Origin of the sequence: Cellulomonas sp. CW35, assembly GCF_052378485.1 — a bacterium.
In the GTDB taxonomy this organism is placed as follows: domain Bacteria; phylum Actinomycetota; class Actinomycetes; order Actinomycetales; family Cellulomonadaceae; genus Cellulomonas; species Cellulomonas uda.
Genome location: NZ_CP199000.1, coordinates 1,912,861 through 1,936,060 on the forward strand (window position 1 = coordinate 1,912,861; position 23,200 = coordinate 1,936,060).

Here is a 23,200-nt window from a genome sequence, read left to right on the forward strand (position 1 = left end):
CGCGCATGACCTGGCATCCCGTGCTGCGCGCCGACCTCGTCGAGGCCCTGCGGGCCGTCCCGCCGGACGCGCCGACGCTGTGCGAGGGATGGCAGGCCCGGCACCTGGCGGCGCACGTCGTGCTGCGTGAGAGCTCGGCGCGCGTCGGCCTCGGGATCGCCGCGCCGCGACTCACGGATGTGGCCGAGCGCGCGGTCGCCGAGCTCGCCGACACCGCGACGGACGACGCCGGCTACGCCGCGCTCGTCGACCGCGTCGAGGCGGGGCCGTCACGCTGGCACCCCCTGGCCCTCGCGGGCGACGCCGCGAACCGGGTCGAGCTCTACGTGCACGGCGAGGACGTGCGCCGCGGCGACGGCGTGGCGCACGAACGCCCGCTGGACCCCGCCCTCGTCGACGCGCTGTGGCACGACGCGACCCGGTTCGCCCGCGCCCGCACGCTGCGCGTCCCCGTCGGGCTCGTCCTCGTGCGCCCCGACGGCCCGCGCGCCCGGGTGCGCAAGCCGCGCGGCGACCACGGCACGGTCGTCGTCCGGGGCGGCGCGGGCGACCTGCTGCTGTGGGTCTCGGGACGCGGTGCCGCGACGGACCTCGTCGTGCAGGGCGAGGAGGCGGACGTCGCCGCGCTCGCGCGGGCGCTCCCGCTCCCCTGACGACCCGGCGTCCGCGCGCCCCGACGCGTCAGCGGACGGTGATGCCCGCCTCGCGCAGCGCCTGCTTCACGTCACCGACCGTGAGCGTGCCGAAGTGGAACACGCTCGCGGCGAGCACCGCGTCGGCCCCCGCCCGCGCGGCCTCGACGAAGTGCTGCGGCGTGCCCGCCCCGCCGCTCGCGATGAGCGGCACCCGGACCTGGGCCCGCACGTCGCGCAGCATCTCGAGGTCGAAGCCCGACGTGGTGCCGTCGGCGTCCATCGAGTTGAGCAGGATCTCCCCCGCACCCAGCTCCGCGGCGCGCGCGGCCCACTCGACCGCGTCGATCCCGGTGCCGCGCCGGCCGCCGTGCGTGGTGACCTCGTACCCGGAGTCCGTGCGCACGTCACCGGTCACCCGCCGCGCGTCGACCGACAGCACGAGCACCTGCGAGCCGAACCGGTCGGCGATCTCGCCGATGAGCTCGGGGCGGGCGATCGCCGCGGTGTTCACCCCGACCTTGTCCGCGCCCGCGCGCAGCAGCCGGTCCACGTCGTCGGCCGAGCGCACGCCCCCGCCCACGGTCAGCGGGACGAACACCTCCTCGGCCGTCCTGCGCACCACGTCGTACGTCGTCTCGCGGTTGCCCGACGAGGCGGACACGTCCAGGAACGTCAGCTCGTCGGCACCCTCCGCGTCGTACCGGTGCGCGAGCTCGACCGGGTCACCCGCGTCGCGCAGGTTCTCGAAGTTCACGCCCTTGACGACGCGGCCGGCGTCGACGTCGAGGCACGGGATGACGCGCAGGGCGAGGCTCACGGGGCGGTCCCTCCGGGGGTGCGGGCGTTGAGGATGTCCACGACGAACACGACGGTCTGACCCGAGAGCTCCTCGCTCTGGGTCACACCGAGCGCGTACGACGGCGGCACGATGAGCATGACGCGGCTGCCGACCGGCTGGTCGACGAGGCCCTCCTGCCACGCCGGCACGTCCTGCAGCGAGAACGACAGGGGCAGACCGCCCGACGACCAGGTCGAGTCGAACTCCTCGCCCGTCGTCCACGCCCAGCCGGTGAACTGCACGGTCACCGTGTCGCTCGCGACCACCTGACGACCGGTGCCCCGCAGCACGGGCTGCACGCGCAGGGTCGCCGGCGGCTTGGACTCCACGGGCGTGAACGTCGGCGCGCCGCTCTTCGTCTCGCCCACCGCCGGGAACCCCTCGAGCGGCTCGACCGCGCTGCCCTCCGCGCGGGTCGGCAGCACGTCGACGACCGTCGCGGTCGGGTACTCGTCACCGCGCTCCGACGCGGGCGCGACCTGCAGCAGCCGCGCCCCGACGCGTTGGCCGCTGAGCGTCTCGTACAGGTCCGCGCCCAGGTCGGCGCGCGTGAGGACCTGCGAGCGGGGGCTGCCCGAGAAGCTGTCGCGCACGAGCGTCGCGTCCGAGGCGTTCTCGAGCCAGTAGTCGATGAGGATGGGGTCACCGTCGACGAGCGCGGGTCCGGTCCCCTGCCACACGGTCTCGCGGTACGTGTCGGTGACCTGCAGCGGTGCGACGTACGTCAGCGTGGGTGCGACACCCGCGTCACCCGTGACGACGACGTCCGGCGGGACCTGCTCGGGGTCCGAGCACCCGGCCAGGGCGAGCGTCGCCACGCACGCGGCGGCCAGTGCGCCTCGCAGTCCTCGCACCTGCCGTCGTCCTCTCGTCGTCGCCCGTCCCCTGCAGTGCCCAGCAGCCCCTGCCGCCCCCTGCTGCCAACCGCGTTGCGCCCGCGGCTCACCCGGCGGTGGCCGGCCGACACTCTACGGCGTCCACCCTGCGGGCCAGACCAGCGCGCGGCACGTCACATCGACTCGATGAGCCTCTCGACGCGCTCGTCGACGTTGCGGAACGGGTCCTTGCACAGCACGGTGCGCTGCGCCTGGTCGTTGAGCTTGAGGTGCACCCAGTCGACCGTGTAGTCACGACGCGCCTCCTGCGCGGCACGCACGAAGTCGCCGCGCAGCTTGGCGCGCGTCGTCTGCGGCGGGACGCTCGTCGCCTCGAACACCTCGAGGTCGGTCGTCAGCCGCTCGACGAGCCCCTTGGCCGCCAGCAGGTTGTACAGCCCCTCGGTGCGCGAGATGTCGTGGTAGGCCAGGTCGAGCCGTTGCACCCGCACGTCCGACAGCGGCAGGTCGTGCTTCGCCCGGTAGCGCTCGATCAGCCGGTACTTGATCACCCAGTCGAGCTCGCGCTCGACGAGCGACAGGTCGCCCGTGCGCAGCGCGTGCAGCCCGCGACCCCACAGCTCGAGGACCTGCTTGTCCTGCGGCGACCCGCCGCCGCGCTGCGCGACGAAGTCGCTGACGCGCGCCAGGTACTCCTCCTGCAGGTCGAGCGCGGTGACCGTGCGCCCGTTCGCGAGCGTGACCGGTGCGGCGCCCGTCATGTCGTGGCTGATCTCGCGGATCGCGCGGATCGGGTTCTCGAGCGACAGGTCACGGATCGGGATGCCGGCCTCGATGAGGCGCAGGACGAGGTCGGTCGCACCGACCTTGAGCATCGTCGTGGACTCCGACATCGAGGAGTCGCCGACGATCACGTGCAGGCGCCGGAAGTGCTCGGCGTCCGCGTGCGGCTCGTCGCGCGTGTTGATGATGGGGCGCGAACGCGTGGTCGCGCTCGAGACGGCCTCCCAGATGTGGTCGGCGCGCTGCGACAGGCAGTACACCGCGCCGCGCGGGGTCGCGAGGACCTTGCCCGCGCCCGTCAGCACCTGGCGTGTGATGAGGAACGGGACCAGCACGTCCGACAGCCGCGCGAAGTCGCCCTGCCGACGCACGAGGTAGTTCTCGTGGCAGCCGTAGGAGTTGCCGGCCGAGTCGGTGTTGTTCTTGAACAGGTGGATGGTGCCCGGCAGCCCCTCGTGCTCGAGCCGCTGCTGCGCGTCCGCGACGAGCCCCTCGAGGATGCGCTCACCCGCACGGTCGTGCGTGACGAGCTGGCGCACGTCGTCGCACTCCGCGGTCGCGTACTCGGGGTGCGAGCCCACGTCCAGGTACAGCCGCGACCCGTTGCGCAGGAACACGTTCGACGAGCGTCCCCACGCCACGACCTTGCGGAACAGGTACCGCGCGACCTCGTCGGCCGACAGCCCCCGCCCGTCCGTCGCGGCGCACGTGACGCCGTACTCCGTCTCGAGGCCGAAGATCCGCTTGTCCATCAGCCCTCCAGCAGGTCCTCCAGCAGCGGCCCCGCCAGGCGGCGGAACGCGCGGCGCGGACGGGTCCGGTCCAGCACGGCGACCTCGAGCTGTGCCGCAGGGATCGCGCGCTGCTCGCCGCCGTCGTCGGCCGGCGAGCCCAGCGCACGCACCGCGAGCTGCAGCACCTGCGGCAGCGTCATCCCCGGCCGCCACGCGTCGCCCACGAGCGTGCCCAGCCGCTCGGCCTGCCCGCCCATGACCACCCAGCCGTGCTCGTCGGCGACCGAGCCGTCGTACGTCAGGCGGTAGATCTGGTCGCCCTCGGCCGTGCGGCCCACCTCGGCGACGACGAGCTCGACCTCGAGCGGCTTCGACTCGGTGGTGAACACCGTGCCGAGCGTCTGGGTGTACGCGTTGGCGAGCGCACGGGCCGTGACGTCCTCGCGGTCGTAGGAGTACCCGCGCAGGTCGGCGTACCGCACGCCCGCGACGCGCAGGTTCTCGAACTCGTTGTACTTGCCCACCGCCGCGAACGCGATGCGGTCGTAGATCTCCGAGACCTTGTGCAGCGCGCGTGACGCGTTCTCGGTCGCGAACGCGATGCCCTCGTCGTACTGGACCACGACGACGCTGCGCCCGCGCGCGATTCCCTTGCGCGCGTAGTCCGCGCGGTCCTTCATGAGCTGCTCGGGCGAGACGTAGAACGGCATGCTCACGCGCGCTCACCCCCTCGTGCGTGCAGTGCGCGGCGTTCCGCGACGACGGCTTCGGCGACCTGCTCGAGCTCGGCGTCCGCCACCCGCAGGTAGCCGGACTCGGTCACGGTCGCGACGACCGGCCAGATGCGGCGGGTCGTGTCCGGACCGCCGGTCGCGGAGTCGTCGTCCGCGGCGTCGACGAGCGCCTCGACCGCGACGCGCACCGCCTCGGCCGGCGCCAGCCCGGGCCGCCACAGCTTCTTCAACGAGCCGCGCGCGAACACCGAGCCCGACCCGACCGCGTGGTGGTCGTGCTCCTCGTACCGGCCGCCCGTCACGTCGTACGAGAAGATCCGGCCGATGCCGCGCTCGAGGTCGAACCCGCCGAACAGCGGCACGACGGCCAGGCCCTGCAACGCCAGGCCCAGGTTGCCGCGGATCATCGTCGACAGCCGGTTCGCCTTGCCGTCGAGGGACAGGAGGCTGCCCTCGATCTTCTCGTAGTGCTCGAGCTCGAGCTGGAACAGCCGGACGAGCTCGACCGCGAGGCCCGCGGTCCCGGCGATGCCGACCGCCGAGTACTCGTCGGCCGGGAACACCTTCTCGATCTCGCGGCTCGCGATCATCGAGCCCATCGTCGCGCGGCGGTCGCCCGCCATCACGATGCCGCCCGAGCACACGACCGACACGATCGTCGTGCCGTGCGGCGCGTGGACCTGCTCGGCCCCGACGAGCGGACGGTTGCCGGGCAGGAGCGAGGGTGCGTGAGCCGCGAGGAAGTCGACGAACGACGACGAGCCCGGGGTCATGAACGCGGCCGGGAGCCGGCCCGACGCGAGCGGGTCAGGGTGCGTCATGGGCGTTCACTGACCACCCTTCTGGACGAAGCCCCGCACGAACTGCTCCGCGTTCTGCTCGAGCACGTCGTCGATCTCGTCGAGCAGCGCGTCGACCTCGGCGTCCCGGCCCTGCGCGGCGGGTGCGACCGGCTCGGGCGCGTCGTCGACCGGCTCGTCGTCGTCCCGGCGCGGGTTGATCCGCTCCTGACCTGCCATGAGGACCTCCTCGGCGTTGCTTGGTGCTCCTGCGCCCACCCTAGGCCCAAGCCGGAGGCGACTGCCCCGGGTGTCGCGTGCGCGAGACGCGCCCGGCGCCGACGACTGCTGTCATGATGCCCGCCATGACCCAGCCGCCCGTGCCCCGACCGCGTGCCGACGTGCTCGCGCAGGCTCGCCACCTGCTGCTCGACCCGTCCCGCTGCCCCGGGTGCGGGAGCGGGCTCGCGGGAGCCCGATGCCCGGGGTGCGGTCTCGACCTGGCGGGCGCGGCCGGCGCCACCGTGTGGGAGGCGTCCCGAGCGGCCGCCGCGGCGCTCGCCCATCAGCGCACCGTGGTCGACGGCGTGCGGCGCGCCGGCGCGGTGCCCACCGGCGCCGCGGTCGAGGCGCGCGTCCACGGCCCGGTGCCGAGCCCGGGCGAGCCGTACCGCGTCCCGGACGGCCCCCGCACGGTCGCCCCTCCGCCGCCCCCTGCCGCTCGACCCGCGCCGCCCGCCCACCCGCCGCGGCCGACGCGCGCCGCATGGCCCGTGCAGACCGTGCTGGTCACGCTCGGTGCGGCGCTGCTCGCGGTCGCGAGCCTCGTGTTCCTCGTGTTCACCTGGGACCTGCTGACCCTCGCCGCACGTGCGGGCGTCGTCGCGCTCGGCACCGCGGGTGTCCTGACCCTCGCGGTCGTGCTGCGCCGACGCGGGCTGCGGGTCTCGGCCGAGGCGGTCGGCGCCCTCGGTTCGGCGCTGCTCACGCTCGACGTGTGGGCGTTGTGGGCCACGGGACTGCTCGGTACGGCTCCCGGGTGGCTCGTCGGCGGGCTCGGGCTGCTCGCGTGCGGCGCCGTTCTCGCCCTCTACGGCGCGCGCGCCGACCTGCGCAGCGCGACCGTCGCCGCGGCGCTCCTCGTGCCGGCCGCTCCCCTGCCGCTCGCCGCGGCCTCCCGCACGGCCGCGGGGGCGCTCGGCGCGCTGCTGCTGGCGTTCGCGCTCACGTCCGCGCGACACCTGCCGACGGTCCGGGCGCGGGGCGCCGAGCGTCGCGTGCTCTCGGGCGCCGCCGTCGCGCTCGCCTCGCTGCTCGCCGTCGTCCAGCTGGTCGCGCTGCGGTCCGCCGCGCACGGCGGTGGCGCCGCGGGTGGCGCGCTGGTCAGCGCGCTCGTGCTCGCGTGCCTCGTCGCGCTCGCCGCGCAGGCCGTCCTGACCCGCGGCACCCCGGCACGTGCCTGGGCCGGCGCGTCGGGCGCGCTCGCGGCGCTCTCGGCCGCGGTCGCCGTCCCCGCGGTCTCGGGGTCGGTGGTCGTGTGGTCGGCACCGGCCGCTGCGGCCGTCGGCGTCGTGGCCGCCCTGGCGGTGGCCGTGCTGCGGGCGGACGTCCTGCCGTCGGCCGTGCGGGGACCTGCCGAGCGGCCCGCGCCCGGTACCGGCACCACGGCGGCCCGGGTCGCCCCGACGGCGACCGTCGCCGCGGTCGCGGCCGCGGTGACCGCGGGTGTGCTGGCCGTGCCGGAGTGCGGCGTGCTCGCGGTCGCGGCCACGGCGGCCGTGCTCGACCCCACGCGGTTCACCGACGGCTCCGTCGCGTCCGCCGCGGTGACGATGCTGAGCACGGTGCTGCTCGCCGCCGCGCTCGGCGTGCGGATCTCACGCCCGCTGCGGCACGTCGCGGCCGCACTGACGTGCGTGGCGGCGCTCGAGGGTGTCGCGCTGCTCGCCGACGACGTCCAGAGCGCGGTCGGTGGTTTCGTCGCCCTCGCTCTCGTCGCGCTCGTCGTCCCGCTGCCGCGCCCCTGGCGCACCCACACCCGCACGCTCGCCGTGGTCGCGGCGTCCGCGGCGCTCGTCGCGGCGCTGCCCGGTGCCGCGGGTGCGGGGACGTCCGGCGAGCGCGACGCCGGGCTGGCCGCGCTCCTCGTCGCCCTGCTCAGCTCGGCGGTCGTCGTCACCGTGGTCGCGCGGGCCGGCGGGCGCGTCGTACGCGCCGCGGTCTCGTGCGTCACGGCCCTGCTCGCGACGGGAGCCGCCGCGACCGCCCTGCGACTCGGCGGGGCCGACCCTCGCGACGCGGCGCTCGTCGCGGCGACCCTCCTGGGCGTGGTCGTCGTGACCCTCGTGCTGCTGCGTGCCGTCCCGCGCCCCCACCGCGCGGCGCTGCTCCCCGTCGCGGCGACCGTCCAGGGCCTCACCTGGCTCGCCGCGTTCGCGTCGTGGACCGACGAGGGCGCGCGCGCCCCGTTCGTCGTCCTGCCCGCGGTCGCCGCGGTGCAGGCGCTCGCCCTCGCCGCGCTGGGCCGCGGCCGGGTCGGCGCGCTGCCCCGGGTCGCCGCCGCGACGCTCGTCCTGCCCGCGGCGTCGGCCGCGGTGGTCGCCGCCCACCTCGCCGCAGGCACGCCCGGCCGCGGCACGACCTCGCTCGTCGTGTGCGTGCTCGCGTGCGCCGGGGCGCTCGTCGCGCGGGCGCTGGACGGTGGGCGGATCGGCTTCCGGCTGGCGGTCGAGGTCAGCGGCGCGGTGGTCGCGGCGCTCGCGCTGCTCTCGGCACCGACCCGGGGCGTCGTCACGCTCGAGCTCGCGCTCCTTGCCGCGACGGCCGGTGTCGTCGCCCTCGCACCCGACCGGCGTCCGCTGCGGTGGTGGGCGCTGGGACTGGCCGTGGTCGCGTCCTGGACCGGACTCGTGGCGCGCGAGGTCGGCGTCCCCGAGGCCTACGCCGCGCCGCTGGGCCTCGTGCTCGTCGGCGTGGGAGCCCGCCGGGTGCGGCGCGTGCAGCGGCACACGCCGACGCGTCCCGGCGAGGACACGCGCTCGGGCGCCGCGCTCCTCGCCGCCGGCGTCCTGCTGGTCGGGCTGCCGCCCGCGCTCGTGCTGGACCCCGTGGTCGTGGGGTCCGTGCGCCTGGACCGCACCGCGTGGCTGACGCTCGCGCTCGCGGGGGTCGCCGCGCTCGCGTGCCACCTCGCGCGCGGCGCCACGGGTGCACGCACCGCGGCGCGCACGCTCGCGGGCTGCGTCGCGCTGCTCGTCGTGCTCGGGCCCGTGCGGCGCGCCGCCACGGCGCTCGCCGAGGGCGGGGGCGCGGAGGTCTGGGGCCTGGGCGCGGCGCTCGCGCTCGGCCTCGCGGCGTTCGCGGGGCACCGCGCGGGCGCACCGCGTCCCGCCGTGCTCGCCGGTGCGTGGGCCGGCGTCCTCGTCGCGACCTGGCCGAGCCTGGTCGTCGCCGCCACGGCCCTGGCCGACGCCGTGACGCCGGTCGCGGTCCTGCGCCTGGTGGTGGTCGCGGTGCTCGGCACCGCGCTCGCGCTCGTCGGCGTCCGCCGGGGACGTGCCGTCGCGACCGCGCAGGGACTCACGCTGCTCGGGCTCGCCACCCTCGCCGGCGTGGCCGGCGCGGGGCCGCTGCCCGTCGACGGCGTCCTCGCGGTCGGCGGGCTGCTCGCGGGCTGCGTCGGCGGCACGTGGCTCGCGCACGACGAGCGAGCGCGGTCCTGGCCCGCGCTCGGCGGCCCGTGCGCGCTCGTCCTCGCGCCCGCGCTCGTCGGTCTGCAGGTGGCCCCGGCCCCGTGGCGGTGGGGTGTCGTCGTCCTCGGCGCGGTCGCCGCCGTGCTGCTCGGCGCGAGCCGGCGGCTGCAGGCGCCCCTCGTGGTCGGCGGCGTCGTGCTCGCGGCCGAGGTCGCGCTGCAGCTCGTCGCCGCGGGTGCGTCCGTCGTGTCGCACGTCGGCTGGTGGCCGCTGCTGTTCGTCGGGGGCGTCGCGCTCACGGTCGTCGGGGTGACGTACGAGCGACGGCTGCGCGACGCGCGCGAGGCGACCCGCTACGTGGCCCGCCTGCGCTGACCGACCGCGACGCGGCGCTCAGGCGCCGAGGGCCGCCAGCAGCGACGCCGCGTCCGGGCTCGCGTCGAGCAGCGCGCCCACGTGCGCCTGCGTGCCGCGCAGCGGGTCGCGCATCGGGACCCGCTGGAGCGTCGCCGCACCCGGCACGTCGAACACGACGGAGTCCCAGGACGCGGCCGAGACCTGGTCGCCGTACCGCGCGACCGCCTCGCCTCGGAAGAACGCGCGCGTGTCCGTCGGGGCGTGCGCGACCGCACGCTCGACCTCCTGCGGCGTCACCAGCACCTCGACCGCGCCCGCCGCGCGCAGCCGGTGGTACAGCCCGCGCTCGGGGCGCACGTCCGACCACTGCAGGTCGACCGCGGCGAGCCGGGGGTGTTCCCAGGGCAGGTCCTCGCGCCGGCGCATGCCCTCGAGCAGCCTCAGCTTGGCCAGCCACTCGACCTCGCGCGCGCACGACGACGGGTCCGTCCCGAGCCGGTCGAGCAGCGACTCCCAGCGCGTCAGCACGTCACGCGTGTCGTCGTCGAGCGGTGCGCCCACGTGGTCGAGCGCCGTGCGCACCGCACCGAGATACTCGCGCTGCACCTCGAGCGCGGTGAGCCGGCGTCCGTCCGCGAGCTCGACGCGCGCGGTCAGCGTCGTGTCGTGGCTGACCTGGTGCACCGCCGCGACCGGGTCCCGCAGCGCCAGCCGGTCGACCGCCGCGAGCGCCCCGCCCGCGCCGCCCTCGGCGACCGCGCGCTCGACCAGCCACAGCACCAGCGACGTCGTGCCCAGCCGCACGTACGTCGCGGCCTCGAGCATCGTCGCGTCCCCGACGATCACGTGCAGGCGGCGCCAACGCGTCGGGTCCGCGTGCGGCTCGTCGCGCGTGTTGACGATCGGGCGGCGCAGCGTCGTCTCCAGGCCGATCTCGGCCTCGACGTAGTCCGCGCGCTGCGACAGCTGGAAGCCCGCGCGCTCGCCCCGCTGCCCGATGCCGACGCGGCCCGCCCCGGTGAACACCTGCCGGGTGACGAAGAACGGGATGAGACGCGCCGCGAGGTCCACGAACGGCACCGCGCGGTCGACGAGGTAGTTCTCGTGCGTGCCGTACGTCGCGCCCTTGCCGTCGACGTTGTTCTTGTACAGCGCGACGTCGGGCAGCGCCGGGACCGACGCGAGCGCGCGCACCGACGCGAGCATGACCTGCTCACCCGCGCGGTCCCACACGACCGCGTCGCGCGGGTTGGTGACCTCGGGCGAGGAGTACTCGGGGTGCGCGTGGTCGACGTACAGGCGGGCGCCGTTCGAGAGGATGACGTTCGCCGCACCCGGGTCCTCGTACTCCTCGACCTCGGGCCGTTCGAGCTCCTGGGGCCCGTCCCCCGACGGCGCCGGACGCGCCGGGTCGTCCGTGAGCAGCGAGGGGTGCGCCGCGGCGCGCTGCAGGTGGAACCCGCGCGCGTCCATGAGCGGGTCCTCGTCGTCGTAGTCCCAGCGCGCCTTGGTGCGGCCGGCCCCGCGCGCCGCGGCGTGCACCGCGACGACGTGGCTCGACAGGAGCATCGGGTTGGCCATGGGCTTGCCCGGCTGCAGCACGCCGTACTCGGTCTCGATCCCCATCACGCGGCGCACGGTCACGCCGCCCACCCTAGGACGGCGCGCGCCGGCCGGACGACCTGGTCCGCGGACCGGGCCGCCCGGCCGGGCGCCGCGCGAGACCCGCTCGCCTAGAGGTACTGCCCCGTGCTGGTGACCGTCTCGATCGTGCGCGAGCCGTCCGTGCCCTTCTTGCCCTGCACGATCGTCCGGATGAAGACGATGCGCTCGCCCTTCTTGCCGGAGATGCGCGCCCAGTCGTCGGGGTTCGTCGTGTTCGGCAGGTCCTCGTTCTCCTTGAACTCGTCGACGCACGCCGCCAGGAGGTGCTCGACCCGGATCCCCCGCTGGCCCGTCGCGAGCAGGTCCTTGATCGCCTGCTTCTTGGCGCGGTCCACGACGTTCTGGATCATCGCGCCCGAGTTGAAGTCCTTGAAGTACAGGACCTCCTTGTCGCCCGAGGCGTACGTGACCTCGAGGAACCGGTTCTCGTCGGACTCGGAGTACATGCGCTCGACGACGCGCGCGACCATCGCCTCGACCGCGGCCGCCGTGGAGTCGCCGTGCTCGGCCAGGTCCTCGGGGTGGATCGGCAGGTCGGGCGTCAGGTACTTGGAGAAGATCTCCTTGGCGCCCTCCGCGTCCGGCCGCTCGATCTTGATCTTCACGTCCAGGCGGCCCGGCCGCAGGATCGCGGGGTCGATCATGTCCTCGCGGTTCGAGGCGCCGATGACGATGACGTTCTCGAGCCGCTCGACGCCGTCGATCTCGGCGAGCAGCTGCGGCACGATCGTCGTCTCCACGTCGGACGACACACCCGTGCCGCGCGTGCGGAACAGCGACTCCATCTCGTCGAAGAACACGACGACGGGGTGCCCCTGCGACGCCTTCTCGCGGGCGCGGGCGAAGATCAGGCGGATGTGCCGCTCCGTCTCGCCGACGTACTTGTTCAGCAGCTCGGGACCCTTGACGTTGAGGAAGTAGCTCTTCGCCTCCTGCCCCTCCTCGCCGCGAGCCCGCGCCGCCGTCGCGGCCAGCGAGTGCGCGACGGCCTTCGCGATGAGCGTCTTGCCGCACCCCGGGGGGCCGTACAGCAGCACGCCCTTGGGCGGACGCAGGCCGTGCTCGCGGAACAGCTCGGGGTGCAGGAACGGCAGCTCCACGGCGTCCTTGATCGCCTCGATCTGCGGCCCGAGCCCTCCGATGTCCTCGTACTCGATGTCCGGGACCTCCTCGAGGACGAGCTCCTCGACCTCGGCCCGCGGGATCACCTCGAACACGAACCCGCTGCGCGAGTCGATCGTCAGCGCGTCGCCCACGCGCACGCCCGCGTCGGACACCTGCCCGGCGAAGCGCACCACGCGCTCCTCGTCACCACGCCCCACGACGAGCGCGCGGCCCCCGCCGAGCAGCTCCTTGACCGTGACGATCTCGCCCACGTTCTCGTACCCGCCCGCCTCGACGACGGTGAGCGCCTCGTTGAGCATGACCTCCTGGCCGGGCCGCAGCCGCGTGAGGTCGACCGCGGGGCTCGCGCCCACGTGCATCTTGCGCCCGGCGGAGATCACGTCGACCGAGCCGTCCCGGCGGGCGCCGAGGAACACGGCGTACGTGCCCGGGGGCTTGGCGAGGTCGTCCACCTGACGCTTGAGCTCGACGATCTGCTCGCGCGCGGCCAGAAGGGCGTCCGAGAGACGCTCGTTCTTGGCCGCCAGCAGCGCGAGCTCGCGCTGCAGGTCTCGTCCCGTCGGTGCCGGTTCGGTCATGTCGGCCTCCTCGCGTCGTGCCTCGGCTGGCGTACCTGCCGTGGGGTCGCCACCCTAACCACCAGTCTGTGCCCGTGGCAGGCCGAATGCGGCCGTGTCCGCATCCCCGTGACGTAACCGACACCGAGCGGGACGCGCCGTCAGGGGCGAGGGCGCTCGGGATGCGCGTCGCGCTGGGCGCGCCGCACCTTCTTCGCCGAGGTCTCGCGCTCGCCGAGCGCGTCGGGCGTCCAGAGCGCGGGGTCCTCGACGGGCGCACCGTCCTCCGCGACCGGGTAGGAGCCCTTGGCCGGGCGGCGCTTGCGCAGCGGCGCGTCCACACCGTCGGCGAGCCGGCGCGTCGTGAGCAGGAACCCGGTGTGCCCGATCATGCGGTGCTCGGGACGCACCGCGAGGCCCTCGAGGTGCCACCCGCGCACCATCGACTCCCACGCCGACGGCTCGGTGTAGCGCCCGTCGGCGCGCACGTCCTCCGCGAGCCGCGACAGCTGCGTCGTCGTCGCGACGTAGCAGACGAGCACGCCACCGGGTGCGAGCGCGTCGGCGACGGCCGCCAGGTTCTCCCACGGGGCGAGCATGTCGAGCACGACACGGTCGACGCTGCCGGGCTCCGCGACCTGCGGCAGGACGTCCGCGAGGTCCCCGATCGACAGCTGCCAGGCGGGGTGCGGCCCGCCGAAGAACCCTTCGACGTTGCCGCGAGCGATGTCCGCGAAGTCCTCGCGGCGCTCGATCGAGTGCAGCGAGCCGCCGTCCCCGACGGCACGCAGCAGCGACATCGTCAGGGCGCCCGAGCCGACGCCGGCCTCGACGACCGTCGCACCCGGGTAGATGTCCGCCATCGTGACGATCTGCCCCGCGTCCTTGGGGTAGACCACCGCGGCGCCACGCGGCATCGAGAGCACGTGGTCCGCGAGCAGCGGGCGCAGGGCGAGGTACTCGACCCCGCCGCTGCTCACGACGACCGAGCCCTCGGGGCTGCCGATCAGCTCGTCGTGCCGGAAGTAGCCCTTGTGGGTGTGGAACGTCGCGTCCGGCGCGAGCGTGATGGTGTGCAGCCGGCCGCGCGGGTCGGTGAGCTGCACGCGGTCGCCGGTGCGGAACGGCCCGCGGCGCAGGTCGGCACCCGTCGGCCGAGGGGCGGGGGCGGAGGGCGCGGGGGTCGTGGTCACGGCGGTCGAGTCTAGGTGCGCGGGGTCGCGCAGCGGGACGTCACGTCACGCACGGATCGCGGCGACGACCTCGTTCGCGTGCAGCAGGCTGGTGACGCGGCCGTCGACGAGCGCGACGACGACGGGCGACAGCCGCGTGGCGCGCGCGAGGTCCCGCAGGAGCTCCTGCCCGACGAGCGTGCCGTCGACCGTCGCGCCGACGGGGAGCGGGACGCTCACCGCGGTCACCGGCGTCGTGCCCGCGGCCTGCGGCGGCACGCTCGCGGCCGCGGCGCGGTCCACGTACGCCGCGGGGCGGCCGTCGGGCGCGAGGACGACCACGTCGGCCACGCCGGCGGCCGCCGCCACCGAGCCCGCGTGCGCGAGCGAGTCGGCGTGGCCCACGGTCACGGCGCGGTGCCCGACCGACTCGACGGTCACGCCGTCGACGTTGCGCTGGGCCCGCGCGCCACGGATCGCGCCCGACGCGCCCGCCCACAGGAACGCGCCGATGAGGACGGCCCACATGACGTCGAGCACGTCGCCCCCGCCGCCGCTCACGGGCACCCACAGGGCCCACACGACCACGCCCGCCGCGACGAGCCGGCCCACCCAGCCGGCCGCGACCGTCCCGGTGTACCGGCTGCCGGTCACGGCCCAGACGACCGCCTCGAGCACCCGGCCGCCGTCCAGCGGCAGCCCCGGCAGCAGGTTGAACAGCCCGACGAACCCGTTGGTCACCGCGCCCGACCACAGCAGCGCCCACACGACCGTGCCGCGCGGCGCGACGTCCAGCACCAGCAGGACGCCGAACAGCGCTCCCAGGGCGAGGTTCACGGCGGGCCCGACGATCGCGACGAGCGCGTTGGTCGCGGGCGTCGGGGCGGCGCCGCCGAACGCGGTGTGCCCGCCCCAGAGCGTGAGGACGAACTCGTGCGGCTGCTGCCCCCGGGCGCGTGCCACGAGCCCGTGCGCGACCTCGTGCAGGAAGACCGAGACGAACAGCAGCACGACGAACGCGAGAGCGACGACCCAGACCGCGGACCCGTCGAGCCCCGTCAGGGCGCGGGCGGCGGGCACCGACAGCGCCGTCAGCACGGCGACCGCGAGCAGCCAGCTCGGCGCGAGGATCACGGGTGCGCCCGCGACGTGCCCGATGACCCAGCCCTGGGTGGTGCGACGAGGCGGTGCGGGGGTGCTCACCGCACCAGCCTAGGCGGACCGGGCGCGCGGTCCGCCCGCGCGTCGTGCGGCCCTGTCGGCGCCACGACCTAGCCTGGCCGGGTGACATCTGCTCCGTCCGCGCTCGCCCCGCCCGCGCCCGCCCCGCCGTCGCTCGCCCCGTCCGCGCCCGCCCCGGCCGACGAGGCGCCCCCCGCGCGCCCCGCGACGCGACCGGGCCTGTCGCCGTCACGTGCGGGCGACTTCCTGCAGTGCCCGCTGCTGTTCCGGTTCCGTGTGGTCGACCGTCTGCCCGAGCCGCCCAGCAGCGCTGCCGCGCGCGGCACGCTCGTGCACGCGGTGCTGGAGAACCTCTTCGGCCTGCCCGCCGTGGACCGCACGCTGGAGGCCGCGCACGGGCTCCTGCCCGAGCAGTGGGCGCTGCTGCGTGAGCGCACACCCGAGGTGGCCGAGCTGTTCGCCGACGACGGTGCTCTCGCCGCCTGGCTCGAGTCCGCCCGTGCCCTGCTGGCGACGTACTTCACGCTCGAGGACCCGCGCCGGCTCGAGCCGACCGAGCGCGAGCTGTACGTGGTCACCGACCTCGAGGACGGGCCGCAGCTGCGCGGCATCGTCGACCGGGTCGACGTCGCCCCCAACGGCTGGGTGCGCGTCGTCGACTACAAGACGGGGAAGTCGCCCCGCGCCGGGTACGAGAGCTCGGCGCTGTTCCAGATGCGGTTCTACGCGTACGTCCTGTGGCGCACACGCGGGGTGCTGCCCAAGCGTCTGCAGCTCGAGTACCTGGGCGACGGGACGATGCTGCAGCACGAGCCGACCGAGCCCGAGATGCTGACGTTCGAGGCCCGCATCCGTTCCATCTGGGCGGGCATCCAGGAAGCCGCCGCGGCGGGCGACTGGCGCACGCGCCGCTCGCGGCTGTGCGACTGGTGCTCGTTCCGTGCGCACTGCCCCGAGTACGGCGGCACTCCCCCGCTGGTCGACCCGGACGCCGTCGAACGCGCCACCGGCGTGCGGCCGCATGCGGTGGCCCCCGAGGTGGCCGGCTGACCCGCGTCGCGTCCGTCCCGGCGGTCAGCGGGTCGGCGGGACCTCCAGCACGGCACCCGCGGCCAGGTCGCGCAGCACGTCCAGCGTGAGGTCGCGCAGGGACCGGATGCGGCTCAGGCCGGTGCGGTCGGCGACGTGCTGCACGCCGTCGACCGCGAGGGTGCGCGCCCCGGAGGCGAGCGCGGACGCGATGCCCGAGCGCGAGTCCTCGACCGCGACGCACCGCTCGACGGGGACGCCGAGCGCGCGCGCCGCCGCGAGGTAGGGCTCCGGGTCCGGCTTGGGACGGGTCACGTCGTCGCCCGCGACGACGACGTCGAACACGCCGGCCGCGACCGCGAACGGGTCCGCGAGTGGGCGGTAGGACGACGTGACGAGCGCGAGCGGCACGCCCGCGGCGCGCAGCGCCTGGAGCGCGTCACGCGCGCCGGGCTGCCACGGGACCTGCCGCGCGACGCCGCGCGCCACGGACGCGGTCAGCTCGTCGACGATCGTCGGGACGGGCAGGTCCACGCCGCGCGCCCGCAGCACGCCAGCGGAGTGCACCATCGCGGAGCCGACGAGCTCGGTGGCGTCCTGCGCCGTCCACGGGACGCCGAACCGTGACGTGAGCTCGATCTCCGCGGCCATCCACAGCGGCTCGGTGTCGATGAGCGTGCCGTCCATGTCCCACAGCACGGCCGCCGGCAGCGGGCGCGACCCGGACGTGCTCGGGTCGGCGGGCGTGGTCGTGCGCGGCGTGGTCACGTCGTCTCCATGGGGGGCGTGGGCGCGAGCAGGTCGAACGGTCCGGGTGGCTCGCGGTCGTGGCCGACCCTATCCGCGTGTCGTGCCGGCGCGACGACGAGGTCCCTCGACGCGGGGCGTCGCGCGCGGTTCACTGGGCACGGAGGTGGGTGCCATGACCCGACGGTCGGGAGCGGCGCTGCTCGCCGCCGTAGGGGTGCTGCTGCTGGTGGGTGCGTGCGCCGCGGGCGCCAACACCGGGCAGAGCCCGAGCGGGGCGACCTTCTGGTGGGGCCTGTGGCACGGGATGATCCTGCCGGTGACGTTCATCGTGTCGTTGTTCACCGACACGGTGTCGATCTACGAGGTCGACAACGACGGCAACTGGTACGACTTCGGGTTCATGCTCGGGATCGCGCTGTTCTCGGGGCCCGTGATCGCCGGCAGCCGCCGGCGCTGACCTGGCGCTCGGTCGCCACGCCCCGGGACCGGGCCGGCGCCGCGCCCGCGTCGCGCCCGCATCACCCGTCCGGCGGCACGCCGGACGTGCCACCGGGGCGGCGCGGCCTACGCTGGAAGGATGAGCGACTCCCACGAGCTGCCCGCGGACCGCACGGTCCTGCTCGCCGCCTTCGAGGGCTGGAACGACGCGGGCGGCGCCGCGACGCACGCGTTGGAGCACCTGCACGACGCGTGGCACGCGGAGCACGTCGACGAGCTCGACCCGGAGGAGTACCACGACTTCCAGGTCAACCGTCCGCACGTCGCGCTGCGGGACGACGGCACGCGCGAGATCACGTGGCCGACGACGGCGGTGGTCGTGGCGACCGCGCCCCGCTCGGGCCGACGCGTGGTGCTCGTGCACGGCATCGAACCGTCGATGCGGTGGCGCCGGTACTGCCACGAGCTGCTCGACATCGCCGCGACGCTCGAGGTGGACACCGTCGTGACCGTCGGCGCGCTCCTGGCCGACGTGCCGCACAGCCGCCCCATCCCGGTGACCGCGACGTCGGAGGACCGCGGCGTGCGGGACCTGCTCGGCGTCGAGCCGAGCACGTACGAGGGGCCGACCGGGATCGTCGGGGTGCTGCAGCACGAGGCGGGTGCCCGGGGTCTGGCCGCGATGTCGTTGTGGGCGGCGGTGCCGCACTACGTCGCTCACCCGCCGTCGCCGAAGGCGACGCTCGCGCTCCTGCGCCGGCTCGAGGAGGTGCTGGGCGAGCCGATCGAGATGGGTGACCTGCCCGACGAGGCCGCCGCGTGGCAGGCCGGGGTCGACGAGCTCGCGGGCGAGGACGGCGAGATCGGCGAGTACGTCCGTCAGCTCGAGGAGGCCAAGGACACGGTCGACCTGCCCGAGGCGTCGGGCGACGCGATCGCCGAGGAGTTCGAGCGCTACCTGCGCCGCCGCGACAAGGGCACGGGCAGCGCCTGACCCGACGGTCGGGTCGCGCCCGGCAGGCCCGGTCGGGTGGCGGGGCAGGTCGCTACAGGCGCACGCCGAGCAGGGCGTCGACGGTGCGTGCGACGACGCCCGGGGCCCCTTCGACGAACCCCACGCCCCCATCCCGGGAGCCTGCGAGCGTCTGCGCGGCCCAGGCGTCGACCACGGCCAGCGCGCGCGGGGTGTCGAGGTCGTCGGCCACGGCCGCGCGCACGGCGTCGAGCACGGGCGCCGCGTCCACACCGCCGTTGCCGGACATCGCATGGCGCCAGCGGGCGAGCCGCTCCTGCGCGGCGACGAGGCCCGCCTCGGTCCAGTCCCAGTCGTCGCGGTAGCGGTGCGCGAGGATCGCGAGCCGGATCGCCATCGGGTCCACGCCGCGGGCCCGCAGCGCGGAGACGAGCACGAGATTCCCGCGGGACTTGCTCATCTTCTCGCCGTCGAGCCCGACCATCCCCGCGTGCACGTGGACGCGGCCGCCGGTGCCGCCGTCGAGCAGGCGCAGGTGCGAGGTGCTCATCTCGTGGTGCGGGAACAGCAGGTCCGAGCCGCCACCCTCGACGTCGAACGAGCCGCCGAGCGCCTGCCCCGCGATGACCGCGCACTCGATGTGCCAGCCGGGCCGGCCCGCGCCGAGCGACCCGCCGTCCCACGACGGTTCGCCCGCGCGCGCCGCGCGCCACAGCAGGGGGTCGAGCGGCGCACGCTTGCCGGTCCGGTCGGGGTCTCCCCCGCGCTCGGCGAACTGCGCGAGCATCGTGGCCGCGTCCAGGTGCGCGACGGTGCCGAAGCGCTCGTCGGACGCCAGGTCGGCGTACACGTCCTCGCCGGGCGCGTCCGGGGCCGGCACGCGGTACGCGGCGCCGTCCGCGACGAGCTTCTCGACCGCCTCGACGATCGGGGGGATCGTCTCGACGACGCCGGCCCACGCGTCGGGCGGGACGACGCCGAGCGCGGTCATGTCCTCGCGGTACAGGGCCACCTGGTCGTCGGCGAGAGCGCGCCAGTCGACACCCGTCGCGGCCGCGCGCTCGAGGAGCGGGTCGTCGACGTCGGTGACGTTCGACGCGTACTGCACGCGCTTGCCCTCGTCGCGCCACGCGCGGCCCAGCACGTCGAACGCGACGTACGTGGCCGCGTGGCCGAGGTGCGTCGCGTCGTACGGCGTGATGCCGCACACGTACAGCGACGCGTCCTCGCCGGGCGCCGCCACGACGAGCTCGCCCGAGGACGAGTCGCGCACGTGGACGGGGCCGCCGTGGCCGGGGAGCTCGGGGATCTGCGGGGCCGGCCAGGTGAGCACCAGCGCAGCCTAACGGGGCCCACGCGCCCGCTGCGCAGCGCCGCGGTGCGGTCCGCGACACAATCGGCCCGTGAGCGGCGAGCGACAGGTCTACACCGGCGACGAGCACGGGTGGCGAGCGGTGCCCGAGGCACCGGCGGCAGGTCTCACCTGGGTCGTCGTGCCCGACGGCACCGCGCTGCGCGACGAGGCCCGTCGCGGCGGCCTGAGCGAGCAGGGTCTGCGGATGCTCGACGAGCACCCGCTGACCGACCTGCGGCCCAGCCCGACGGGCCCGCTCGACGACTCCGGTCGGCACGTGCGGGGCCACGTGAACCGGTCGAACGCGGGCGAGATCCTGCTGACGCTCCCCACCGTCACGTACGTGGACGCGTCCCGCGACGTGCGCACCGGAGCGCTCACGTGCGTCGTCACGGACCGGGTCGTGGTCGCGTGGGAGCAGGGCGAGGCGGGTGTGCTCGGGGCCGCGGCGCACAAGCTGTGCGGCGGGCTGCCGGTCCCGGACACGGGCACCCGGCAGGTGCTCGCCGCCATCCTCCTGACGCTCGTGACCCGCGCGGCGGACGTGGAGGCCGGGCTCGGTGACGCGGTCGCCGAGCTCGAGCAGCTCGTCGTCGAGACACCCGACCGGTCCCGGACGGCCGACTCCGACGAGGCGTCGTTGGGAGCGGTGTACGGGCTCAAGCGGGAGATCGCCGAGGCGCGCCGCGCGCTGGGCCCGATGACGAGCGCGCTGCCCGAGCTCGAGGCCGAGGCGCAGGAGGCCCGTGCCGCGGACCGGCCGGTGCGGGACCTCGAGGCGACGAGCGCGTGGCTGCGCCGGGTGCGCGAGCGGTCCGACCGTGTGGACGCGCACCTGGACGCGCACGACGGGCTGCTCGACGCGATGCTCTCCGTCCACCTGAGCACCGTGTCGGTGCGGCAGAACGAGGACATGCGCAAGATCTCCGCGTGGGCGGCGATGATCACGGTGCCGACCCTCGTCGCCGGGATCTACGGCATGAACTTCCGGTACATGCCGGAGCTGGACTGGCGCTTCGGCTACCCGTTCGCGCTGACGGTCATGGCCACCGCGTGCGGGCTGCTGTACCGCGCGTTCCGGCGTTCCGGCTGGCTGTGAGCCCGCTCAGCCTGCGGTCACGTCCGCGGCCGGCATCGCGTCGACCGCACCGGTGAGCAGCAGCACGACGACGAGCGCGGCCAGGCCCAGGCGGTAGTAGACGAACGGCCGGTAGCTGAACGTCGAGACGATCTTGAGGAACGCGATGATCACGAGGTACCCCACGACGAACGCGACGAGGGTCGCCAGCAGCGTGGCACCGAACCCCGGCGTCCCGGCCGTGCCGAAGTCGTCGACGGACTTGGCGAGCTGGTAGAGGCCCGAGCCGAACACCGCGGGGATCGCGAGCAGGAACGAGTACCGCGCGGCCGCCTCGCGGGTGTACCCCATGAGCAGCCCACCCGTGATGGTGCCGCCCGAGCGCGACACGCCGGGGACCAGGGCGAGCGCCTGCCAGAAGCCGAACTTCACCGCGTCGCGCACGGTGAGCTCCTCCAGCGGTCGTGAGTGCCGTCCCACCTTGTCGGCCCAGCCGAGCACGAGGGCGAAGACCGCGAGCGTCGCGACGACGAGCCACAGGTTGCGGAACGTGTGCTCGATCGAGTCCTGGAACAGCAGGCCGAGCACGACGATCGGCACCGACCCCGCCGCGATGAACCAGGCCATCAGCGCGTCGTGGTCCGGCACCTGTCCCTGCGGCGCGCCGAGCCGCGAGCGCAGGTCCGTCCCGTAGCGCCCGCGCAGCGCGTACCACCACGCGAGCACGATCCGCTTGATGTCGTGCCGGAAGTACAGCAGCACGGCGGTCTCGGTGCCGAGCTGGGTGATCGCGGTGAACGCGGCACCGGGGTCGCCGCCCATCAGCTCACCCACGATGCGCAGGTGCGCGCTGGAGGAGACCGGCAGGAACTCGGTGAGCCCTTGCACCAGACCCAGGATGATTGCGTCGAACCCGCTGATCTCTGCCACGGGCCGCCACGATATCTCCCCGACGAGCGACTGCCTCACCGTGCAGGTCGCCGGGCTAGGGTGGCGCACCATGGAGCATCGTCACGTGGGCCGGACGGGCCTGCGCGTGTCGCGGATCGGCCTGGGCACGATGACGTGGAGCCGGGACACCGACGAGCACGAGGCGGCCGAGCTGCTGCGCGACCTCGTGGCCGCGGGCGGCTCGCTCGTCGACACGTCCGCGTCGTACGCGGACGGCGGCGCCGAGGAGCTCCTCGGTTCGTTGGTCGGTGCGGTCGTCCCGCGCGAGGACCTGGTGCTGTGCACCAAGGCGGGCGTCCGGCGCACGGCCGACGGGCCGACGGTCGACGCGTCCCGCGGCGGCCTGCTCGCGTCCCTGGACGCGTCGCTCGCGCGGCTGCGTACCGACCACGTCGACCTGTTCCTCGTGCAGACGCCGGACCCGCGCACGCCGCTGGAGGAGACCGCGTCCGCGCTGCGCCAGGCCGTGCTCTCGGGCCGCGCGCGCTACGTGGGGGTCGCCAACCACCCCGGCTGGCAGGTCGCGCGGCTCGCGGGCCTGCTCGACGACGTGCGCGACCACGTCGGGCTCGCGGCGGTCGAGATGGAGTACTCGCTCCTGGAGCGGGGCATCGAGCGCGAGGTGCTGCCGGCGGCGCGGGCGCTCGGGGCCGGCGTGCTCGCGTGGTCCCCGCTGGGCCGCGGCGTGCTCACCGGCAAGTACCGCCGGACGGTCCCGGCGGACTCACGCGCGGCCTCGCCGCACCTCGCGGGCTTCGTGCGTCCGTACCTGACCGGCTCCGCGTCGGCGGTGGTCGACGCGGTCGTCACCGCAGCGAGCGGGCTGCAGCGCCAGCCGCTCGAGGTCGCGCTCGCGTGGCTCGCGCGCCGCGAGGGTGTGGCGGCGGCCGTCGTCGGGGCGCGCACGTCCGCGCAGCTGCGTGGCGCGCTGTCGTCGCTCGACCTCGAGCTGCCCGACGAGATCGAGCAGGCGCTCGACGACGTCTCCGCGCCGACGGTCGGGTACCCCGAGCGGTTCTGACCCCGCGCCCGACGGTCCGCCGTCAGCGGGCGGGTTCGACCTCGGCCTCGTCGTCGTACTCGTCGTCGAAGCCACCGTCCGCATCGTCCGCGTCGTCGAAGTCCGCGTCGACGTCGTCGGTGTCATCGGCGTCGTCATCGGCGTCGTCGTCATCCGCGTCGTCGTCATCCGCGTCGTCGTCGTACTCGTCCTCGTCGTCCTCCTCCTCGGCGAGGTAGAACGGCGTGGCCTCCCCGTGGATCGTGCCGAGCGCGTCGTCGTACACCTCGAACGCATCGGCCAGGACGTCGTAGGCGTCGTCGACCGCGGGGTCGTCCTCGCCCTTGCGCGCGACGACGGCGTTGTAGTGCGCCTCGAGCGCGGCGATGAATCGGTCCAGCGCGGCACGGGGGTCGACGGTCATGCCCCGAACGCTACCGCCGCAACGCGTCGCCCGGCAGGGCAGCAGGGCCCGGTGCGGCGCCCCGCCGGTTGTGACGCATCTCTCCACGTACGTGGATCGCGGCGACGCAGGGGG

21 protein-coding genes are annotated in these 23,200 nt (G+C 75.2%); 7 read left to right on the forward strand and 14 right to left on the reverse strand.

Going from position 1 to position 23,200, the window contains the following annotated elements:
* The first annotated feature begins 5 nt into the window (after positions 1–5).
* Positions 6–653: a TIGR03085 family metal-binding protein gene (locus ACT17Q_RS08805; protein WP_094182139.1), complete on the forward strand. Its 648-nt coding sequence runs from the start codon at positions 6–8 to the stop codon at positions 651–653.
* A gap of 28 nt (positions 654–681) precedes the next feature.
* Here the strand turns inward: ACT17Q_RS08805 and hisF are convergent, their stop codons facing one another.
* The 6 genes from hisF to ACT17Q_RS08835 all read right to left on the reverse strand — a co-directional run bounded on the left by hisF (position 682) and on the right by ACT17Q_RS08835 (position 5,579).
* Positions 682–1,452 (reverse strand): imidazole glycerol phosphate synthase subunit HisF, encoded by a 771-nt coding sequence (gene hisF / locus ACT17Q_RS08810; RefSeq protein ID WP_444661927.1) that lies wholly within the window; start codon positions 1,450–1,452, stop codon positions 682–684.
* Entirely contained in the window at positions 1,449–2,327 is an 879-nt protein-coding gene (locus ACT17Q_RS08815) for an FKBP-type peptidyl-prolyl cis-trans isomerase (RefSeq protein WP_094179945.1), read from the reverse strand. Before ACT17Q_RS08815 ends, hisF begins: the two co-directional genes overlap by 4 nt.
* A gap of 155 nt (positions 2,328–2,482) precedes the next feature.
* Positions 2,483–3,844 (reverse strand): Pup--protein ligase, encoded by a 1,362-nt coding sequence (pafA, locus tag ACT17Q_RS08820; RefSeq protein WP_094179944.1) that lies wholly within the window; start codon positions 3,842–3,844, stop codon positions 2,483–2,485.
* On the reverse strand, positions 3,844–4,542 hold the full coding sequence (gene prcA, locus ACT17Q_RS08825; protein ID WP_094179943.1) for a proteasome subunit alpha: 699 nt from the start codon (positions 4,540–4,542) through the stop codon (positions 3,844–3,846). Before prcA ends, pafA begins: the two co-directional genes overlap by 1 nt.
* On the reverse strand, positions 4,539–5,381 hold the full coding sequence (gene prcB / locus ACT17Q_RS08830; RefSeq protein WP_444661930.1) for a proteasome subunit beta: 843 nt from the start codon (positions 5,379–5,381) through the stop codon (positions 4,539–4,541). Before prcB ends, prcA begins: the two co-directional genes overlap by 4 nt.
* 6 nt (positions 5,382–5,387) lie before the next feature.
* Positions 5,388–5,579: a ubiquitin-like protein Pup gene (locus tag ACT17Q_RS08835; RefSeq protein WP_094179941.1), complete on the reverse strand. Its 192-nt coding sequence runs from the start codon at positions 5,577–5,579 to the stop codon at positions 5,388–5,390.
* Between the two features lie 125 nt (positions 5,580–5,704).
* On the opposite strand from ACT17Q_RS08835, the gene ACT17Q_RS08840 reads away from it, so the two are divergent.
* Positions 5,705–9,406 carry an SCO7613 C-terminal domain-containing membrane protein gene (locus tag ACT17Q_RS08840; protein ID WP_444661932.1) on the forward strand — a complete coding sequence of 1,234 codons (3,702 nt, stop codon included), beginning with the start codon at positions 5,705–5,707 and terminating at the stop codon, positions 9,404–9,406.
* Positions 9,407–9,424: 18 nt separating this feature from the next.
* On the opposite strand, the gene dop is transcribed toward ACT17Q_RS08840, so the two are convergent.
* The 4 genes from dop to ACT17Q_RS08860 all read right to left on the reverse strand — a co-directional run bounded on the left by dop (position 9,425) and on the right by ACT17Q_RS08860 (position 15,110).
* Positions 9,425–11,032, reverse strand: a complete 1,608-nt coding sequence (gene dop / locus ACT17Q_RS08845; RefSeq protein ID WP_444661934.1) for a depupylase/deamidase Dop — start codon at positions 11,030–11,032, stop codon at positions 9,425–9,427.
* A gap of 89 nt (positions 11,033–11,121) precedes the next feature.
* Positions 11,122–12,756 carry a proteasome ATPase gene (gene arc / locus ACT17Q_RS08850; RefSeq protein ID WP_444661936.1) on the reverse strand — a complete coding sequence of 545 codons (1,635 nt, stop codon included), beginning with the start codon at positions 12,754–12,756 and terminating at the stop codon, positions 11,122–11,124.
* A 140-nt stretch (positions 12,757–12,896) separates the two neighbouring features.
* Positions 12,897–13,928 carry a tRNA (adenine-N1)-methyltransferase gene (locus ACT17Q_RS08855; protein WP_141319125.1) on the reverse strand — a complete coding sequence of 344 codons (1,032 nt, stop codon included), beginning with the start codon at positions 13,926–13,928 and terminating at the stop codon, positions 12,897–12,899.
* 45 nt (positions 13,929–13,973) lie between these two features.
* A complete protein-coding gene (locus ACT17Q_RS08860; RefSeq protein ID WP_444661939.1) occupies positions 13,974–15,110 on the reverse strand; it encodes a site-2 protease family protein in 1,137 nt (378 codons plus the stop codon).
* An 81-nt stretch (positions 15,111–15,191) separates the two neighbouring features.
* Between ACT17Q_RS08860 and ACT17Q_RS08865 the strand changes: the two genes are divergently transcribed.
* A complete protein-coding gene (locus tag ACT17Q_RS08865; protein WP_444661941.1) occupies positions 15,192–16,139 on the forward strand; it encodes a RecB family exonuclease in 948 nt (315 codons plus the stop codon).
* 24 nt (positions 16,140–16,163) lie between these two features.
* On the opposite strand, the gene ACT17Q_RS08870 is transcribed toward ACT17Q_RS08865, so the two are convergent.
* Positions 16,164–16,886 (reverse strand): HAD family hydrolase, encoded by a 723-nt coding sequence (locus ACT17Q_RS08870; RefSeq protein WP_268530474.1) that lies wholly within the window; start codon positions 16,884–16,886, stop codon positions 16,164–16,166.
* 154 nt (positions 16,887–17,040) lie between these two features.
* On the opposite strand from ACT17Q_RS08870, the gene ACT17Q_RS08875 reads away from it, so the two are divergent.
* Both ACT17Q_RS08875 and ACT17Q_RS08880 read left to right on the forward strand, forming a co-directional pair.
* Entirely contained in the window at positions 17,041–17,325 is a 285-nt protein-coding gene (locus ACT17Q_RS08875; RefSeq protein ID WP_444661944.1) for a hypothetical protein, read from the forward strand.
* 120 nt (positions 17,326–17,445) lie between these two features.
* Positions 17,446–18,300: a PAC2 family protein gene (locus ACT17Q_RS08880; RefSeq protein WP_094179935.1), complete on the forward strand. Its 855-nt coding sequence runs from the start codon at positions 17,446–17,448 to the stop codon at positions 18,298–18,300.
* Between the two features lie 52 nt (positions 18,301–18,352).
* Here ACT17Q_RS08880 and mshC read toward each other — a convergent pair whose 3' ends face one another.
* Positions 18,353–19,612, reverse strand: a complete 1,260-nt coding sequence (mshC, locus tag ACT17Q_RS08885; protein WP_444661946.1) for a cysteine--1-D-myo-inosityl 2-amino-2-deoxy-alpha-D-glucopyranoside ligase — start codon at positions 19,610–19,612, stop codon at positions 18,353–18,355.
* Between the two features lie 70 nt (positions 19,613–19,682).
* Here mshC and ACT17Q_RS08890 point away from each other — a divergent pair, with 70 nt between their 5' ends.
* Positions 19,683–20,732 (forward strand): CorA family divalent cation transporter, encoded by a 1,050-nt coding sequence (locus tag ACT17Q_RS08890; RefSeq protein WP_444661948.1) that lies wholly within the window; start codon positions 19,683–19,685, stop codon positions 20,730–20,732.
* A gap of 6 nt (positions 20,733–20,738) precedes the next feature.
* Here the strand turns inward: ACT17Q_RS08890 and ACT17Q_RS08895 are convergent, their stop codons facing one another.
* Positions 20,739–21,632 (reverse strand): undecaprenyl-diphosphate phosphatase, encoded by an 894-nt coding sequence (locus ACT17Q_RS08895; protein WP_444665377.1) that lies wholly within the window; start codon positions 21,630–21,632, stop codon positions 20,739–20,741.
* A 79-nt stretch (positions 21,633–21,711) separates the two neighbouring features.
* Here ACT17Q_RS08895 and ACT17Q_RS08900 point away from each other — a divergent pair, with 79 nt between their 5' ends.
* On the forward strand, positions 21,712–22,683 hold the full coding sequence (locus ACT17Q_RS08900; protein ID WP_094179933.1) for an aldo/keto reductase: 972 nt from the start codon (positions 21,712–21,714) through the stop codon (positions 22,681–22,683).
* A 22-nt stretch (positions 22,684–22,705) separates the two neighbouring features.
* Here the strand turns inward: ACT17Q_RS08900 and ACT17Q_RS08905 are convergent, their stop codons facing one another.
* Positions 22,706–23,086: a primosomal protein gene (locus tag ACT17Q_RS08905; protein WP_444661951.1), complete on the reverse strand. Its 381-nt coding sequence runs from the start codon at positions 23,084–23,086 to the stop codon at positions 22,706–22,708.
* Positions 23,087–23,200: the final 114 nt, after the last annotated feature.